Annotated in this window: 9 protein-coding genes and 1 riboswitch; of the genes, 3 read left to right on the forward strand and 6 right to left on the reverse strand. The window is 74.2% G+C overall.

The window, feature by feature from the left end; genetic code table 11:
* Positions 1–43: 43 nt before the first annotated feature.
* Positions 44–1,153 carry a transcription termination factor Rho gene (gene rho, locus JOE68_RS29040; protein WP_307819966.1) on the reverse strand — a complete coding sequence of 370 codons (1,110 nt, stop codon included), beginning with the start codon at positions 1,151–1,153 and terminating at the stop codon, positions 44–46.
* A gap of 848 nt (positions 1,154–2,001) precedes the next feature.
* Complete coding sequence (locus tag JOE68_RS29045; protein WP_204845558.1) at positions 2,002–3,219, reverse strand: hypothetical protein; 1,218 nt, start codon at positions 3,217–3,219, stop codon at positions 2,002–2,004.
* Positions 3,220–3,437: 218 nt separating this feature from the next.
* Here JOE68_RS29045 and JOE68_RS29050 point away from each other — a divergent pair, with 218 nt between their 5' ends.
* Together JOE68_RS29050 and JOE68_RS29055 are read left to right on the forward strand one after the other, a co-directional pair.
* On the forward strand, positions 3,438–6,062 hold the full coding sequence (locus tag JOE68_RS29050; protein ID WP_204845559.1) for an AAA family ATPase: 2,625 nt from the start codon (positions 3,438–3,440) through the stop codon (positions 6,060–6,062).
* Positions 6,063–6,105: 43 nt separating this feature from the next.
* A complete protein-coding gene (locus JOE68_RS29055) occupies positions 6,106–6,789 on the forward strand; it encodes a S1 family peptidase (RefSeq protein ID WP_204845560.1) in 684 nt (227 codons plus the stop codon).
* Positions 6,790–6,876: 87 nt separating this feature from the next.
* On the opposite strand, the gene JOE68_RS29060 is transcribed toward JOE68_RS29055, so the two are convergent.
* Positions 6,877–9,588, reverse strand: coding sequence for an alpha/beta hydrolase family protein (locus JOE68_RS29060; RefSeq protein ID WP_204845561.1), 2,712 nt, complete (start codon positions 9,586–9,588; stop codon positions 6,877–6,879).
* Positions 9,589–9,898: 310 nt separating this feature from the next.
* Complete coding sequence (locus tag JOE68_RS29065; RefSeq protein ID WP_204845562.1) at positions 9,899–12,151, reverse strand: catalase; 2,253 nt, start codon at positions 12,149–12,151, stop codon at positions 9,899–9,901.
* A gap of 571 nt (positions 12,152–12,722) precedes the next feature.
* Between JOE68_RS29065 and gdhA the strand changes: the two genes are divergently transcribed.
* Positions 12,723–14,063, forward strand: a complete 1,341-nt coding sequence (gene gdhA / locus JOE68_RS29070) for an NADP-specific glutamate dehydrogenase (RefSeq protein WP_443705454.1) — start codon at positions 12,723–12,725, stop codon at positions 14,061–14,063.
* A gap of 124 nt (positions 14,064–14,187) precedes the next feature.
* Here gdhA and JOE68_RS29075 read toward each other — a convergent pair whose 3' ends face one another.
* Together JOE68_RS29075 and JOE68_RS29080 are read right to left on the reverse strand one after the other, a co-directional pair.
* Positions 14,188–14,541, reverse strand: coding sequence for a hypothetical protein (locus JOE68_RS29075; protein ID WP_204845564.1), 354 nt, complete (start codon positions 14,539–14,541; stop codon positions 14,188–14,190).
* A 182-nt stretch (positions 14,542–14,723) separates the two neighbouring features.
* A complete protein-coding gene (locus tag JOE68_RS29080; RefSeq protein WP_204845565.1) occupies positions 14,724–16,130 on the reverse strand; it encodes a serine/threonine-protein kinase in 1,407 nt (468 codons plus the stop codon).
* 317 nt (positions 16,131–16,447) lie between these two features.
* Positions 16,448–16,523: riboswitch (S-adenosyl-L-homocysteine riboswitch) on the forward strand.
* The last annotated feature ends 19 nt before the right edge of the window (positions 16,524–16,542 follow it).

Consider the following 16,542-nt stretch of genomic DNA (forward strand, 5'->3'; position numbering starts at 1 on the left):
CGGCGGTCCGGGCGGTCGGCCCCGCCTGCCGCCCGGACCGCCGTCAGCCCTCGGTCAGCCGGGAGAGGAATTCGTGGTTGGTGCGCGTCTTGCGCAGGCCGTCGAGCAGGACGTCGACCTCCCGGCCGTCGAGCGCGCGGCGCAGGGCGTTGGTGACGGCCAGCTCCCCGGGGGAGAGCAGGAGGTCCTCGCGGCGCGTCCCGGAGTGCTCCAGGTCCACGGCGGGGAAGACCCGCTTGTCGGCGGTCCTGCGGTCGAGCTTCAGCTCCGCGTTCCCGGTCGCCTTGTACTCCTCGAAGATGAGGGTGTCGCCGGCGGAACCGGTCTCGACCAGCGCGGTGGCGAAGACGGTCAGCGAACCGCCGCCCTCGACGTTGCGCGCCGCGCCGAGGAACCGCTTGGGCGGCAGCAGCGCCCGCGAGTCGATGCCACCGGACAAGATGCGGCCGGACCCGGTGGCGGCGAGGTTGTAGGCGCGGCCGAGCCGGGTGAGGGAGTCGAGCAGCACCACCACGTCCCAGCCCTCCTCCACCAGGCGCTTGGCGCGCTCGACGGCGAGTTCGGCGACCGCGACGTGGTCGGCGGGGGAGCGGTCGAAGGTGGAGTCGGCGATCTCGCCCGGCACGCTGCGGCGCAGGTCGGTGACCTCCTCGGGCCGCTCGCCGACCAGCACCGTGATCAGGTGGCACTCCGGGTTGTTCCGGCTGATGCCGCGCGCGATCGCCTTCAGCACGGTGGTCTTGCCCGCCTTGGGCGGGGCGACGATCAGCGCCCGCTGCCCCTTGCCGACCGGCATCGCCAGGTCGACCACCCGCGTGACCAGGTCGTCCGGCCCGGTCTCCAACCGCAACCGCTCGGACGGGTGCACGGGCACCAGGTCGGTGAAGTCGGGACGCCGCAGGCCGTCCGCGGCCGGCCGGCCGTTGACCTCGTCGACGCGCACGAGCTGCGGTCGCTGCCTGCCCCGCCCCTCGCCGACCGCGCCGGCCACCAGGTCGCCCCGGCGCAACCCGAACCGCTCCACCAGGAACGGCGGGACGCTCACGTCCTCCGGGGCGGCGAAGTAGCCGCTGGTGCGCAGCCAGGCGGCGGAACCGTGGGTGTCGAGGAGACCGCTGGTGGTCGTCGCGGTCCCGATTTCGTTTTCTCGCAACAAGGTCGACGTCATCGTGGGGGTGTGTCCTTTCCGGACGGAGGCGGGCCGTGCGCACACGGGACCGAGCGAAGGCGAACACCGCGGAACGCGGGTCCGAACCTGGGAGACATCCCGTGGGAGGCTTGGCCAACATCCACCGGGACGATGCCAGGGTAGCCGCGATCGACCACGACCGCAAACCACCCCGTGGCGTCGAGGACGCTCTCGCCTCAGCCGCGCCCCGCGCGGCGGCGCTTCAGCTCGCACCGCAAGCCGCGCCTCTCGCGGCGACGCTTCAGCTCCAGCAGGCCGCGCTCCGCGTGGCGGCGCTTCAGCTCTCGCCTCAGGCCGCGCTCCGCGCGGCGGCGCTTCAGCGCAGCCGTGTGCCTCGTGTTCTCCCCGTACGGCCTGGGCGCAGCCCAATCATGTTTTCCGGGGGGCGTCAAGCACGCTCTTCGCTTGACGCCCCCCGGAAAACATGATTGCCTCCGGCAGGCCGTACGGGGAGAAAACGACGCACTTCCCTCCTCCTTGGGGGCCTCCCGGCCGCTCTTCATACTGAGATCGCGCACCGATCCAGGAAATATTTGGCGCGGTACGGATCTAAGTTAAAGAGCTTTAAAGAGTCCTCGCCGGACAGGCAGGCCGCCAAGGAGAAGGAAAAGAAACAGCGGTCGTGTTCCCCCCGCATGACCTGTCAAAGACGACCATGCTTTCTTGGGGGGTGCAAGCGAAAAGCGTGCTTGCACCCCCCAAGAAAGCATGGTAGCCCTCCGGGCAGGCCATACGGGGAGAACACGAAGGCACCGGGCTGCACGGGGCGTGCCGAAGGTCCAAAAGCGCAAACCGGATGTGCGGGCCTGCTGTCAGTTGTGGTGGGGGTGCAGGTCGGAGAGTCGGATGGCGTACCAGCCGATTGGGCCGCAGTCGGTGGTCCAGGGGCACCGTTCCTTCACCACGGCTATTCGGGAATCCCTGCTGAGGTGGGGGCCGATGACGTCCGCGACGCCCCTGCGCGGTTCGGGGAGGGTGGTTTCGCGGCCGGTTCGCAGGTCATAGAGGTAAGTGCGGCTGGCGGCGAAGTTGTTCGGATCGCGGCTGAGCCAGTAGTAGCCGACGAGGGTGCCGGTGGGGTTGGTGGACCGCACTCCCACCGACCAGGTGAGGCTGTCCTCCTCCCAGGTCCGCAGCACGACCGGGGTGGCGCCGGGTGCGGTGGAGAGCTTCTTCAGCTCGAAGCGGTACTCGCCCGACCGGACGGCGTAGAAGATCCACCTGCCGTCACCGCTCAGGGTGTGGCCCACGTCCTCCGGCAAGGCGCGCAGCTCGCCGGTGGTGGTGTCCAGGATGGTGGAGCGGAGGGCTTCGCCGCGCTGCGGCTGGTACTTGATCAGGAACTTGGTGGCGTCGTCGGACACGCCCATGCCGCTGGTGCGGGTGCAGCCGTCGAACGGGTCGTTGCACTTGAGCAGTTCGGTCGTCTCGCCGGACGTGACGTCGTGGCGGCTGATGACGTTGTGCCCCTCCTCGCCGAGGCCGGCCCAGGTCAGCCACCGGCCGTCGGCCGACAGGCGGATGTGCTCGATGTACCACCGCCACGGCAGGGTCGTGACGCGTCGGGCGCCCGACGCCAGGTCCCGGTGGAACAGGGAGGGCTCCTCCTTGTCGCCGGTGCCGTAGGCGAACGCCGTGCCGTCCGGGCTCATCGCGCCGGTCCGCCAGTCGGCCACCAGCGGTGCGCCGTTCTCGTCCACGCTGACCAGGGTGATCGCGCCTGACCACAGGTCCTTGCGCACCAGGTAGTGGCCCAGTCCCCGGGACGTCCGGTGCGCTTCGGGGATCATGTTGCTGTCGGTGCGCGCCGCGAACAGCGCGTACCGGCCGTTGCCGGACGACGCGAGGAACCCCGTTTCCTGGCCGCCCACCGACTCGGGTTCGCCCTCGGCGTCGGTGTCGACCCTGGTGAACCTCGGGGCGGCTGCCGCCGCGGTTCCTGCCGCCTGCTGCGCCGCCGCGACGCCGACCGACGCCGCGGTCGGGATGCCGGCGGTGGCCACGGCCAGCACGGCGATCGTTCTCCGCAAGAATCCCATGATGGTCCTTTCAGGAGATGTGCCTGCGAGTGTGGCAGCACCTCCCTTGCCCGAAAGGGAACTCTTCGCTGCTCAGGACACCTCGCCGGGCATCGGCGGGATCACCCGGCGACGGGCGGTCCGGCCGCGGTGAGGGCCGCTCGCGCCGCGGAAGACCGGACTACCGGCCGTAGAGGGCGTGGTGGGCGCGGCACTACGGTCTGCTCGGTATGGATCTCCTCGGTCGTGACGACCTGGTGGCCACCGCGCGGGCCGCGCTCGCGCGGGGGTGCGTGCTGCTGCACGGGCCGGTCGGGATCGGGAAGTCGGCTGTCCTCGAAGCCGTCGTGGAGGCCGCCGCGCCGGAGGGGCGCCCGGTCCTGCGCAGCAGCCCGGTGGCGGCCGACCGGCTGATCCCGCACCTGGTGCTGGCCGACCTGCTCGCCGACGTCCGGGTCGACCTGCCCGCGCCGCAGCGCGAGGCGGTGGACCGGGCGCTGCGGCGCCGGGACGGGGAGCCCGACCCGCTGGCCCTGCGGCACGCCGTGCTGACCGCGTTCCGCGAGTCGGCGCCGCTGGTCGTCCTGGACAACGGGCAGTGGGTGGACGACGCGTCGGCGCGCGTGCTGGCCTTCGCCGCGGCCAGGGCGGGGACGCGGGTGCTCGTGGCGGCGAGGGAGCCGGTGGCCCGGTGGTGCGGCGAAGTGGTCGAGGTGCCGCCGCTGCCGGCCGCGGCGACCGCGGAGCTGATGGCCCGGCACGGTCGGGTCGACGTGCACCTGGCCGGCGGGAACCCGTTGTACGCCATCGAGCTGGGCAGGTCCCCGGGTGGGATCCCCGCCCGGTTGCGGCACGTCGTGGCCGGGTTGCTGGCCGAGCAGCTCGCCGGGACCCGGTCCGCGCTGCTGGTCGCCGCCCTGGCCGAGCGGCCGACCCTGCGCCTGCTGGTCCACTGCGGGCACGAGCGGGCCGCCGGGGAGCTGGCGGGCTGCCCGCTGGTCTCGGTGGGACCCGACGGCGGGGTGCGCTTCCGGCAGCCGCTCGTCGCCGCCGCCCTGCCGCTGGTCGTGCCACCGGACGAGGTGCGCGCGGCGCACTCCCGGTTGGCGGTGGCCGCGGCGGACCCGGTGGAGCGGGTGCGGCACCGGGCGCACTCGGTGGCCGGCTACGATGAGCCCACCGCCGCGGCGCTGCTGCGGGCCGCGGGCGAGGCGCGCCGGCGGGGCGCGCTGGAACGGGCCGCGGAGCTCGGCGCGCTGGCCGCCGAGCGCACCCCGCCGGGAGCCCCGTCGCGGGCGGCCGTGCGGCGGCTGCGGGCCGCGGGCGACGCGCTGGTGGCCGGCCGGCACGAGACGGCGACCGCGCTGGCGCAGGAGGTGCTGCGCTCGCCCGCGGTGCCCAGGGACCTGCGGGTGCGCGCCCAGCTGGTGATGGTCGACGCGGTCCGCTACGCGCGGACGGCGGCCGGCGGCATCGTGGGGGAGGCGCTGACGCGCGCCAGGGGCGACGCCGCCCTGCAAGCCCCGGTGGAGCACCGGTTCGCCGTGCACTCCGCGCTGGGCGGCGACCTGCGGGAGGCCCTCCGGCACTTCGCGGACGCCGTGCTGCTGGCCAGGACCGCCGGGGACCTGCCCACCGAGGCCATGTCGCTGTGCTCGCTCGCGCTGTGCCAGACCGCCCTGGGCGACCCCACCGCGCCCGCGACCCTGGACCTGGCGCGCCGGGTCGTGCCCGAGCGGATGGCGGCCACCCACGACGGCACGCTGTGGGTGGACGCCCGCCTCGACCTGTTCGCCGACCGGCTGCCGGCGGCGGCGCGGCGCCTCACGGCGCTGCTCGACCACGCGGGCGACCGCGGCGCGCTGTCGGAGGTCGTCGGCATGACGTGGGCGGTGATCGAGGTGCTGGTCGCGATGGGCCGGTGCGGCAGCGCGCTGCGCCGGGCGGCGGACTGCCTGCGGCTGGCCGAGGCCCTGGGGTCGGACGTGCCGCTGGCCTGCTACGGGGCCGCGCTCGCCGAAGCCTACGGCGGGGACCCGGTGGCGGCCGAGGCCCTCGCGCGCCGGGGGGCGGTCCGCGCCGAGTCCGACGGCGACCGCTCCTCCCTGGTGCGCAACCTGCACGCGCAGGGGCTGGCCGCGCTGACCGCCGGCGACCCGGTGGCCGCGGTCGACCCGCTGCGCCGGGCGGTGCGGCTCGAACTGGACATGGGCGTGGTGGACCCCGCGGTGTTCGCCGTCCGCCCGGACCTGGCCGAGCCGCTGGTCGCGGTGGGCAGCCTGGCGGAGGCCGCGGGGGTGATCGGCGGCGCGCGGGCCTGCGCGGTGCGCCTGGGCAGGCGCGGGGTGGTGGCCGCGCTCGACCGGGCCGACGGCCTGCTGCGGCTCGCGCTCAAGGACTTCGGCGCGGCCGAGCGGTCCCTCGGGGCGGCCGTCGAGGTCCACCGGGAGCTGTGCCAGCCGTTGCAGCTGGGCCGCAGCCTGCTGGCGCTGGGCGTCGTCGAGCGCCGGCGCAAGCGCCGCGGCGCGTCCCGCCGGCTGCTGGAGCAGGCCCGGCAGGTGTTCGCCGACAGCGGCGCGCCGAGGTGGGCCGACCGGGCGGCGGTGCTGCTGGGCGACACCCCCGGCGGGGCCCTGCTCACCGGGTTCGAGGCCAGGATCGCCCGGCAGGTCGCCGGCGGCGCCGGCAACCCGGTGGTGGCCGGACGGCTGAGCATCAGCGTCAAGACGGTGGAGGGGGCGCTGACCCGCATCTACCGCAAGCTGGGAGTGCGCAACCGCACCCAGTTGGCGGCCGTGTTGCGCGGGGAGCGGGAATTCCCCGTTTCCGACCCCGCGGCGGGCGCTCCATCCTGACTCTCGCCTGTCCCCCCTGCCTAGTGGACGAGGAGATCCCTGCATGCGTCCCTTCATCCTGGCCTGCGCGCTGTTGTGCGCGGTCACCGCCGTCACCGCCGGCCCGGCGAGCGCCGACCGGCGCGACGACGTCTCACCCATGATCATCGGCGGCACGCTGGTGTCGTCGGCGCCGTGGTCCGCGGCGGTCTACCGCAGCGGCTCGTTCACCTGCTCCGGCACGATCATCGCGCCGACGTGGGTGCTCACCGCCAAGCACTGCGTCGGCTCCGGCCTGACGGTCCGGGTCGGCAACGTCCTGCGGGCCCAGGGCACGCCCGGCACGGTCAGCCGGTACGTCAACCACCCGCAGGCCGACGTGTCCGTGCTGCAGCTGAGCGCGCCCATCCAGACCAGCCAGTACTCCAGGCTGGCCGACACCAACCCGGCCAACGGCACCACCAACCAGATCTACGGCTGGGGCTACACCAGCCGCAGCGGCCCGGTGTCGGCGCAGCTCAAGACCGCCAACGTGCGGATGAACTCGATCTGCCGGGACTACTACGGCGGCCAGGCCCTGTGCACCTCCCGGATCAACGGCAACGCGTGGTCCGGCGACTCGGGCGGCCCGCAGATGTACAACGGCCTCCAGGTCGGCGTCGCCTCCACCGCCGACGGCAGCTCCACGCAGCAGTACAGCAGCGTGCCCGCCGTCCGCGCGTGGATCCGCTCCACCACCGGCGTCTGACCGCTCCTCCCGCCGGCCGCCGGGACGCACCCGGCGGCCGGCGGGCCCGCGCGGGTGGCCGGGTCGCCCGCCACCCGCGCCGGTCGGTCAGGAGCGGCCGGGCGGCGCGTCGGTGACCGTGCCGGTGACGGTGATCCCGCTGCCGCCCGGCAGCGGCGGGAAGTGCCACCGGACCTGCTCGGCCGGCTCGGCCTCCGCGTCGGCGGTCGTCGGGACGGCGAACTCCGCGCTCCACTGCCCCGCCGGGACGTGGGCTGCCGCCATCAGCCGGGTCGTGGACAGCGGCCGGGGCGGCAGCGGGTCCTCCCCGTACGACTGGGTGGAGAACCAGTCGGCGTCGACGTCGGTGGTGCCCAGCTCGGGCGCGTCGGCCGGCGCGATCGGCGCGCCGAGCTGGAGGACCGCCTGGTCGGCCACCGCGGACAGCGTCGCGCGCCAGACCAGGGAACCGCCCTCGGCGACCCGGTCGGAGACCGGGGTGATGGTGAGCGTTGGCCGGGGGTCGTCGTCGAGCACCTCCAAGCCGCCCGCGTACCGGCCGGTGACCGTGCCCCGCACGGCTTTCGCCAGCAGCGCGCGCCGCGAGCCCGTGCTCCACCGGGTGTTGCCGGTGACCTGCATCGGCACTTCGATCGTGTGCTGACCGGGCTCGACCGTCACCAGCCGCTGGGTGAACGCGCCGCCGTCGCCGTCGTGGACGAACAGCCGCACCGACCCCGGGCCGTCGCCGGTGACGGTGACCGGCAGCGTGTAGTCCCGCGTGCCGGAGTCGCCCTCCTGCACCGTCAGCTCCCCCACGTCCACGCGCGGCAGCGCGGTCGGCCGCGGGTCGGGCAGGCCGCGGTCCCAGCCGTGCGCGTCGATCAGCCACGCCTGCCCGGGACCGCCGCGCGGCACCAGTTCCAGCGCGGCGACCCGGTGCAGGTCGACGCCGTGCGGCGGCAGCGGGACGCGGACCTCCTGCGCCCAGCGGGCGGAGGTCCGCTCGGTGCCGGGCAGGCCGTCGAGCGACACCGAGCCCAGCCGGGCCCGACGGCCGGCGGTGTCGGTGACGGCCACGTCGAAGCGGGTGGCGGCGGTGTTCGGCGGGACGGCCAGCCGCAGCGCCAGCTCCCGCGCCCCGGCCAGCGACACCGCCCGGCCCGGCCGCACGACCGCCGCCCGGCCCTCGGCGGACCACCGCAGCGCGACGGCGTGGCGGCCGGGTTCCTGTGTGATCCCGGAGAACCGGGTGAAGTGCGTCGACCCCCACCACTCGACCGGGTTGACGCACGCGGTGGCCGGGTCGGCCGAGACCTGGTCGCACACCCGCGCGCTGCCCTCCGCGGTGGTCGCCCCGTCGGGCACGACGAACGCCGACCGCGCGCCGCCGACGGCGTGGCTGAGCACGCGCGCCGGGTCGGCCGAGGGCGCGCGGACGCCCGAGCCGTCGACCAGCGGCAGCACCCGCTGGTCGCCCGCGACGAACAGGCGCGCCGCCGCCGCGACGTAGGTCGCGCCCGCCGCCTGCTGCTGCCGCGCCGTCAACCGGGTGGCCGTCCCCGGCGAGCACACCGGGTCGGCGGGCGCGGCCGGGAAGTCGTCGAACGCCGGGGCCTGCGCCTGGCCGGGCGTCCACTCGGTGTTGAAGTAGTTGTGGTTCGCGCCGATGAGGTACAGCGCGCTGTGCAGGGCGGTCCCCGAGCCCACCCCCCGGGTCGCGTCCAGGTAGAGCTGGCCCTGCAGGTCCCGCACGTCGCCGTCGCAGCCGGGCAGGATCGTCACCGACGGCACGTCCACCGCCGGGTTGTGCCCGAAGATCGTCGGACCGATCAGGACGGTGCCCCGGATGCGCCAGCGCGCCGGCCCGTCGTGCCCGCTGCCCGGTGGCGGCGGCGAGAGGCTGTCGGTGGCCGCCCGGTTGACGCCCTCGCCGCCCCGGGAGTGCCCGACCAGCAGCACGTTCGCCAGGTCGGCCGCGGGCGAGGCCCGGACGACCTCCGGCGCGGAGGCGCGACCGGGGCCCGCCCAGTCCGCCCACTTCGCCAGGTGCGCGCGCACCAGCGCCGAGCGCGCCCCCGCGCCCGCGTCCGGGTCGTCGAGGTCCTGCGCGTTGACGCCGTTGGCCGAGATCGACACCGTCACGTAGCCCTGGGAGGCCAGCAGCCGCTGCGCCTGGAGGTACCCGCGGTGGCTCGGCACCGGCTCGGCGCCCGCCGGGCACGGCCACGTGGCCCAGATCCTGCCCGGGTCGGCGGGGTCGTAGCAGGTGAAGTGCCTGCCGTGCAGGAACAGCGCCAGCGGGCGCCGGCCGCGCGCGCCGTCCGGCGCCACGACCACGGCCTGCGCCTCGACCGGCGCCGGGTACCCCGGCACGGTGATCGGGTCCAGCGCGTACTCCCCGGTGCGGGTCGGGAAGGGGCCGGGCCGGCCGGGGTCGGTGGCGCCGGCGGGCAGCGGCGCGGGGGCGGGCGCGGGCGGCGCCGAACCGGCCGGGCCGACCGGCTCCTCGGCGTCCAGCCGCCGGCCCGCCGCCCGGACCCGGAGCCGGTCGGCGCGTTCGAGCACCGGCCCGTCCAGGGTGTAGGAGCGCAGGTCGGCGGAGGGCCGCGGCACCCCCAGCAGCCGGTCGCCGTCCCAGAACTCGACCGCCGCGCCGCCCAGCGGGATCGGGGCGGGAGCGGTCCAGACCAGTCGGTCGCCGTCGAGCGCCCACCCCGGCGGCGGTGGGCCCGTCGCCGGTTCGGCCGCCGCCGCTGCCGCCGGCGCGACCAGGCCGGCCGCCAGCAGCGCGGGGAGCAAGGACGTGATCAGGCGCATGTGCAATCCCCCTCGAATTGTCCGATGCGCCACCCAGTTCTAGTGCTGTCGCGGATCACGCCACAAGAGTCCAAAAAGACGGATTTCGCGCTGATATAATGCGTTCCGCTTGTTTCCGGTTCGGTTTTGTTTCCGGTCCGGTCCGGTCCGGTCCGGTCCGGTGCTCGGTGCGGTGCGGGGTGTTCGCCTGACGACCGTCCACAGTGGCCGGTGGCGGGGCGGGGTCGGGGTTCCGCCGTGCGCGAAGCAGCCCCTGGCCGCGGGGCGGCCAGGGGCTGCGGTCTCGCTGGGGTTTCCGTGCGCGCCCTCCCTACTGCGCGGCGGCGAACCGGGCCCACACGCGGTGCTCGCCCAGCAGGGCGAGCACCTGCTCGACCACGTCGGTCGGCCCCTCGCCGGTCACCACACCGGGGCCGGAGCCGACCACCGCCGCGCCGGCGCCCCACGCGCCGATCGCCTTGGCGTGCCGGAAGGTCTCGGCGATCAGCAGGTCCACCCGCGGGTCCAGCGGCGACCCGGCCACACCGGCGCCCGCCTTCGCGTCCCGCGTCGGCAGCGCGTCCGGCGCGGGCGGGGGAGCGGCGGCGACCAGCAGGGCGTCGAACTCGACCGAGCGCGCGGTCAGGAAGGTGCGCTGGGCGACCAGCCCGTGCGCGAGGTCCCCGCCGCGGGCCGCGATGACCAGCGGCACCACCCCGGCGGCCTGGAGCGCGAGCCGGGCCGTGCGCACGCCCTCGAGGCCGTCCGGGTCGTCGGCGTCGACCACGATGCCCACCATCCGGCCGTCGACCGGCCAGGTGCGCCCGAGCTGCGACAGCGCCGGGCTGGGCTGCACCTGCGGCAGGTCGTCCGCGGCGGGCGCGGGCAGCCCGAGGCCCGCGGCGACCTCGGCGCACAGCCGCGCGTCCACCTTGGCCAGCACCTGCAGCTGCCGCTCCTTGATCGCCTGCTCGTAGCACTTGCCCAGCTCGAACGTGAACGACTGGATCACGTGCTCCTGCTCGATCGGGCTCAGGCTCTGGAAGAACAGGCGCGGCTGGGTGAAGTGGTCGTCGAACGACGCCGCGGCCCGCCGGACCTTCGTGGCCTCCGCGATGCGCTGCGGCACCTCGACGAACGGCTTGTCGCCCGCCCCGGCGTGGAACGGGCACCCGCCGTCGAGCGAGTTCGGCTTGTACGGCGCGACACCGCCGTGCACCGCGTGCTGGTGGAACCCGTCGCGCAGCATGTCGTTGACCGGCGCGTGCGGGCGGTTGATCGGGATCTGCGCGAAGTTCGGGCCGCCCAGGCGGGTCAGCTGCGTGTCCAGGTAGGAGAACAGCCGGGCGTGCAGCAGCGGGTCGTCGGTCACGTCGATGCCGGGCACGAGGTGGCCGGCGTGGAAGGCGACCTGCTCGGTCTCGGCGAAGAAGTTCGTCGGGTTGCGGTTGAGCGTGAGCATCCCGATCGGCTGCACCGGCGCCAGTTCCTCGGGCACGATCTTGGTCGGGTCGAGCAGGTCGATGCCCTCGAACGTCTGCTCGGGCGTGTCCGGGAAGACCTGGATGCCGAACTCCCACTGGGGGAACGCGCCGGACTCGATCGCGTCGTACAGGTCGCGGCGGTGGAAGTCCGGGTCGACGCCGTTGATCAGCTGCGCCTCTTCCCACAGCAGCGAGTGCACGCCCTGCTTGGGCTTCCAGTGGAACTTCACCAGCGACGTCTCACCCGCCTCGTTGACCAGGCGGAAGGTGTGGACGCCGAAGCCCTCCATGGTCCGGTAGGAGCGCGGCACGCCCCGGTCGGACATGTGCCACAGCACGTGGTGGGTCGCCTCGGTGTGCAGCGACACGAAGTCCCAGAACGTGTCGTGCGCGCTCTGCGCCTGCGGGATCTCCCGGTCGGGGTGCGGCTTCGCGGCGTGGACGATGTCGGGGAACTTGATGCCGTCCTGGATGAAGAACACCGGGATGTTGTTGGCCACCAAGTCGAAGTTGCCCTCGTCGGTGTAGAACTTCGTGGCGAACCCGCGGGTGTCGCGCACGGTGTCCGCCGAGCCGCGGGAACCCACGACGGTGGAGAACCGCACGAACACCGGCGTGGTCTTGCCCTCCTTGAGGAACCCGGCCTTGCACACCGACTCCGCGGTGCCGTAGCCGACGAACACGCCGTGCACCCCGGCGCCGCGCGCGTGCACCACCCGCTCGGGGATGCGCTCGTGGTCGAAGTGCATGATCTTCTCGCGCAGGTGGTGGTCCTGCAGCAGCGTCGGACCGCGCTCACCCGCCTTGAGCGAGTGGTCCGTGTCGTGCAGCCGGACGCCCTGCGCGGTGGTCAGGAACGCGCCCTGCTGGCTCTTGGTGGTCTTGGCCGCCCCGGTCGGCGCCCCGGTCGGCGACACGGTTTCCGGCGCGTCCTGGTCGGCCTTCGGCGGGAGCGGCTCCCGCGGTTCGGTCGGCTGCGCGACGGTCGGCGGCTCACTGCCCGGTGCACCCGGAACGTCCGGCGTGACCAGGTCGGTCACCTTCTCGACTGCCTTTTCGAGAGCGTTCTTCACGATCTCGGCGGGGTTCTTCGACTCCACTCGCCCTCCCTTGGTCGACCGCCGGTTACCCCTCGTCGGAGTGATCTACACCGGCGGGCAGGGGCTCCGACGGGTGGACATCGCGAGCGAACGGGTGGTCTTGGGGGGACACGGTTTGTGATGGCGTCGAGGGGGTGGTGCGAGGGGGTGGTGAGGGGGGTCGGTGGTCGACCCTGGTGAAAAGAGGAAAGAGTCCTCGCCGGACGGGCAGGCCGCCAAGGAGGAGGAAGAGCGGTCGTGTTCTCCCCGCATGGCCTGTCTAAAGACGACCATGCTTTTCCTGGGGGTGCAAGCGAAAAGCGTGCTTGCACCCCCAGGAAAAGCATGGTAGCCCTCCGGGCAGGCCATACGGGGAGAACACGAGGGCATCGGTTTGCGCGGGCCGCGCCGGGGGGCTGGGGCGGTGCGGGGTGGGTGGGAGAGGGGTGGGGTGGGGGTGAGCGGTGCCACAAGGGGGAGGGGGTGACGCGGGCGGGTGGAGACCCAGGTGTGCGGGGCGGAACGCCGTAGTTCAGGCTGGTCCCCGGACCGCAAGGCCGTCGACGGGTGATCAAGGAGTGAGCGCGTGCCGATCCTGGACGAGAAGTTGGGTGACATCTACGACGAGGTGCTGCGCCGCAACCCCGGTGAGAACGAGTTCCACCAGGCGGTGCGCGAGGTGCTGGACAGCCTGGGGCCGGTCGTGGCCAAGCACCCGGAGTACGCCGACGCGGCCGTGATCCGCCGGTTGTGCGAGCCCGAGCGGCAGATCATCTTCCGCGTCCCGTGGGTGGACGACTCCGGCACGGTGCAGATCAACCGCGGGTTCCGGGTCGAGTTCAACTCGGCGCTCGGGCCGTACAAGGGTGGCCTGCGCTTCCACCCGTCGGTCTACCTGGGGATCGTCAAGTTCCTCGGCTTCGAGCAGATCTTCAAGAACTCGCTGACCGGAATGCCCATCGGCGGCGGCAAGGGCGGCTCGGACTTCTCGCCGCGGGACCGCTCCGACGGCGAGGTCATGCGCTTCTGCCAGGCGTTCATGACCGAGCTGTACCGGCACATCGGCGAGTACACCGACGTGCCCGCCGGGGACATCGGGGTCGGCGGCCGGGAGATCGGCTACCTGTTCGGCCAGTACAAGCGCATCACCAACCGCTACGAGTCCGGTGTGCTGACCGGCAAGGGGCTGGCGTGGGGCGGTTCGCAGGTGCGCACCGAGGCCACCGGCTACGGCACCGTGTTCTTCGTCGAGGAGATGCTCAAGGTCCGCGGCGACTCGTTCGAGGGCAAGAAGGTCGTGGTCTCGGGCTCGGGCAACGTCGCGATCTACGCGGTGGAGAAGGTGCAGCAGCTGGGCGGCACGGTGGTCGCCTGCTCGGACTCCAACGGCTACCTGGTGGACGAGAAGGGGATCGACCTCGAACTGCTCAAGGAGGTCAAGCTGACCCGCCGGGCGCGCATCTCCGCCTACGCCGACGAGCGGCCCGGTGTCCGGTACGTCGAGGACGGCTCGGTGTGGGAGCTGCCCTGCGACATCGCCCTCCCGTGCGCGACCCAGAACGAGCTGAACGGGCGGGACGCCGCCGCGCTGATCGCGAACGGGTGCGCCATCGTCGCCGAGGGCGCCAACATGCCCTGCACCCCGGACGCCGTCCGGCTGTTCGCCGACGCCGGGGTGCTGTTCGCCCCGGGCAAGGCGGCCAACGCGGGCGGTGTGGCGACCAGCGCCCTGGAGATGCAGCAGAACGCGTCCCGGGACTCCTGGAGCTTCGAGCACACCGAGCGCCGGCTCGCCGACATCATGCACGGCATCCACGACCGGTGCCTGGAGACGGCCGACGTGTACGGCAAGCCGGGCAACTACCTGGCGGGCGCGAACATCGCCGGGTTCATCCAGGTGGCCGACGCGATGCTGGCCCTGGGCGTGATCTGAGGCGGCGGGATCCGCGGTGGACGGCCTCCCGCGCGGGAGGCCGTCCACCGCGGGGCGCGGCGAGGCGCCCGCCGCCGGCCGGCCCGCGGCGCGGGGACCGCGTGGTCCCCGCGCCGCGGCGGTGTCACCGGTCGCAGTTGGCCTCGTAGGGCAGGTTGGCGCGCTCGTCGCCCTGGAAGTACACCGCGCTGGCCAGCCGCCGGCCGCCGTCCTGGCGGGACAGCACGAGCCAGACGTCGTTGGTGATGCCGGCGTCGGTGATCGGCTCGCCGTAGGTCCAGCAGTAGGCGATGGACGTGCTGCCCGCCGGGAGCCAACCGATGACCGGGCACGACGTGGCCTCGCACGACCGGACGTTGACGTCGTGCCACGTCGTGACGTAGTAGGGCGCGTTCGGGGCGGCGACCGCCGTCCCGGACGCGCCCAGCACCCCGGCCGCGGCGAGCGCGGCGCCGGCGGCGATGCTGGCGAACTTCATGTGGGAAATCTCCTCCGTGGAGCACCTGTGGTCGATCGACGTCGTCGATCGACCAGGAAGACGCCGCACGGTGACCGGAGGTTGCCCGGCGCGCTCATCCCGTTACGGACCGAAGTCATCGGGGAGCGGGGACCGCAGGTGGGGCGGTGTCCGGTTGCGGTGATCCGCAGGTGGGCCGTCGGCTACTCGGCGGCCTCTTCGTCCTCGGCGGGCGGCGTCGAGGTCCCCGGCGCGGGGCTGCTCTCGGAGGTCTCGGAGGAGGGCGGCGGCGTGCTCGACGTGGTCGGCGGCGGGGTGGTGGTGGTCGTGGGCGGCGGGGTGGTGAGGGTGGTCCCCGGGCTCGACGGCACCGCGGCCTCCGGGGTCGGGGCCGAGGTCGTGTCCAGCGGCGCTTGCGGGGCCGCCGGGACCTGGCGCGGACCGGGCGCCTGCCAGGCGACCGTGACCTGCGGGCCGTCGACCGAGACCTTCGGCGAGGAGGGCAGGGGCGCCTCGGCGGCGGGCGGCGCGGTGGGGTCGGGGGCCGACGTCGCCGGCTCGCGGCCCGAGGTGGTGCCCATGGTGATCACGATGGCGCCGATCATCACGCCGGTGGCGGTGACCAGCCCCTTCCACGACGGGCGCAGGCCGTGCTTCGTCGCCGCGCGCATGTCGAAGTGCGCGGTGTCGGTCGCCGCGGCTCCGACGGGGGAGGTGCTGCGGGGCGCGGGGCCGGCGGGTGGTGAGGTGCCGGCGGGCGGGGTGCTGAGGGGCGGGGTGCTGAGGGGAGGGGCGCTGTCGAGCGCGGCGGGGGTGGCGACCGCGGACAGGATCCGCGCGCACTCGGGCGCGGTCGGCCGGTCCTGCGGCTCGGTGGAGGTCATCCGGGCCAGCAGCCGCCGGGCGAAGGCGGGCAGGTGCTCGGGGATGGCCGGCGCGCGGTGCAGCCGGGCGATCGCGGCCTCGACCTCGCTGCCCCGGTACTCGCGCTGCGCGGTCAGGCACTCCAGCAGGACCAGGCCCAGGGCGTAGACGTCGGCCGGGTGGTCGACCTCCCCGCCGAGCACCTGCTCGGGGGCCAGGTAGGCGGCGGTGCCCACCAGGTGGTCGGTGCGCGTCAGCCGCGTCGCGCCGGTCAGGTGGGCCAGGCCGAAGTCGGCGAGGTGGGGCGTGCCCTCCTCGTCGAGCAGGATGTTCGACGGCTTGACGTCGCGGTGCACCAGGCCGTGGGCGTGCACGTGCGCCAGCGCGTCGGCCAGCCCCGCCCCGAGCCGGCAGACCTCCTCCAGCGGCAGCGGCCCGTCGGCGATCCGCTCGTGCAGCGTGCCGCCCTCGATCAGCTGCAGCACGACGAACGGCGTGCTGCCCTCGGTGTCGGCGTCGTAGACGGCGACCAGCCCGGGGTGGCAGAGCCGGGCCAGGGCGCGGACCTCGTTGTCGAAGCGGCGGACGGCGGAGGGGTCGAACCCCGGTTGGAACAGCTTGATCGCGACGTGCCGCCGCAGGAGGGTGTCCCAGCCCCGGTGGACCTCGGCCATGCCGCCGAACCCGATCGGCTCGTCGAGCCGGTAGCGGCCGGCCAACAGGTCTTCACTTACCGCCCGTGACACCGTCCTACCCTCCGGTTGCGTCCGCTGTCCCCGTTCGGGTGCCCTGCCGCCGGTGAGCGCAAACCGCCGATCGGGCCGCCCGCCGCGCCGCCGTTGCCGTCGAGGTCGGCCGGTGGGGCCGCCACGCCTCCTGGACGGGGGACGCGCGGAAGCCCGCCGCCCGCGGACCACGCCCCGGTGTTCCCACTGCGTGGGACGGCCGGCGGCTGCCGATGACGCCCGGAACGCCGGTGATCCACCTGGTCGGGCGACGTGCCCGCGCTGCCGCCGGGATTCTGCTTCCCGCGCGGGGCAACGGGTGCGCTATCTTCGGCGCAGAGGTCGAGAGGCGCTGCAACGGGCATCGGGCCCGCCACGCTCGACCTCCGATCCTTCCCAAGGGCGCCTCCCGCTGTGTGACACGGGAGGTCGA

Source organism: Saccharothrix algeriensis (assembly GCF_016907655.1).
In the GTDB taxonomy this organism is placed as follows: domain Bacteria; phylum Actinomycetota; class Actinomycetes; order Mycobacteriales; family Pseudonocardiaceae; genus Actinosynnema; species Actinosynnema algeriense.